Annotated in this window: 2 protein-coding genes; both read right to left on the reverse strand. The window is 40.0% G+C overall.

The genetic code is table 11. The annotated features are described in order from the left end of the window. On the reverse strand, positions 1-747 hold a 747-nt coding region (locus O9295_RS14545), incomplete at its 3' end, for a calcium-binding protein (protein WP_502846506.1). A 129-nt stretch (positions 748-876) separates the two neighbouring features. After that, the gene (locus O9295_RS14550) at positions 877-1,266 is read right to left on the reverse strand and encodes a hypothetical protein (protein ID WP_288033498.1); all 390 of its coding nucleotides are present in this window, start codon (positions 1,264-1,266) and stop codon (positions 877-879) included. Between the last annotated feature and the right edge of the window lie 118 nt (positions 1,267-1,384).

Here is a 1,384-nt window from a genome sequence, read left to right on the forward strand (position 1 = left end):
ACCCGTAGTTGGGTCGTAGGTGACAATCAACCCTGTGGGACGACCTCTGTAATCTGCACGATAAAAGTCAAAACCTGTACCACCATTAATGGTGTCATTACCTACATCGGTATAAATCAGGTCATCTCCAGAGCCACCATCTAAGCTATCATTCCCTCCTAACCCAGAAAGCCGATCATTTCCCCCTAACCCCTGAATTACATCATCCCCAGAAGTTCCCGTAATATTATCATTCCCATTAGTTCCCGTAAAATTCGCCTGTTCTACTTGAATACTTTCCCCATTTACTATAATTGTTGTCTGGTCATTCTCTCCTCGTAAAGCGTCTAAGGTTGCCACATCCAGACTATTTCCTTGAACCAACTCCGCAAAAATTGCCCCCTCATCTCCCGCGCTATCCACCGGATTAATTTGAGCATCCACATAATGCCCAATTTCTTCTAAAATTACATTAACTATCGTTGCTGACGAAGCCGTATTTAAAAAAGATGCTGATAGATAAATCTTATTCTTACTACTGGAATAGGCACCATTTGCTGTCCCCAAAACCTCATCACTAAGTACCTCAATCGGGGGAAGTTGACTAAAATTTCGGCTTTTCCACTGCTGTTGTAATTGCGTCGCCTTAACCACATCATAACTTGTGCCAAAAGCGGTTTCTAAATTCGCCCAAAAACCATCAGATTGAGCGAAATAGAACAAAACATCGTCAACAGCAGGAATAATCGCCAAAAGAGAGAGAGTCATGATATTAACTGTAAAGGTTTATTGCTAACAGTTTTAGCCCAACAATCCCCAATCTTTCAAGGGGGATATAACAAAAATTTACAGAAAACGGGTTTCTCAAAGGAACCCGTTTTCTAAGAAACCCGTTTTCTAGATATTGATTTTTGCCAAAGACTGCTTAAATTCTGCGAGAGAATTAGCGGTAGCTGCTAATTTTAGTAGCTCTTCTAAGATAGTAGGGTTAGTCATTTTGCCGATTATCTCTTCAATTTCTGAAGAAATCTCTCCAAACCGCACGGTTAAAACTGTTTTTATGTCATCGCGGCTTTTTTCTAGCACCCCAATTTCCTTGCCTATTTCTTTACCGCGTTCTATCCCTCGTAACTCCCCAATTTCCTTACCAATTTCCTTGCCTATTTCCTTACCGCGTTCTATTCCTCGTAACTCCATATTACTCATTAAAGGCATGGTTCTTTCCTCCTCAAATTGTTTGATTTTACTCTCTAAGCTTGACTGTAATTCAGGGGATAAAGTCATCATATTGTCGATGATTTCAAACAGTTTACTAAGTAAGGTAGGTATTACCCACACTACTTATTTATGATGATACTAAAAGACTTCCTACACTCCTCAAAAGAATTTACTATAAGTGCGGCTT

Source organism: Microcystis sp. LE18-22.4A, from assembly GCF_027531105.1.
GTDB lineage: Bacteria > Cyanobacteriota > Cyanobacteriia > Cyanobacteriales > Microcystaceae > Microcystis > Microcystis aeruginosa.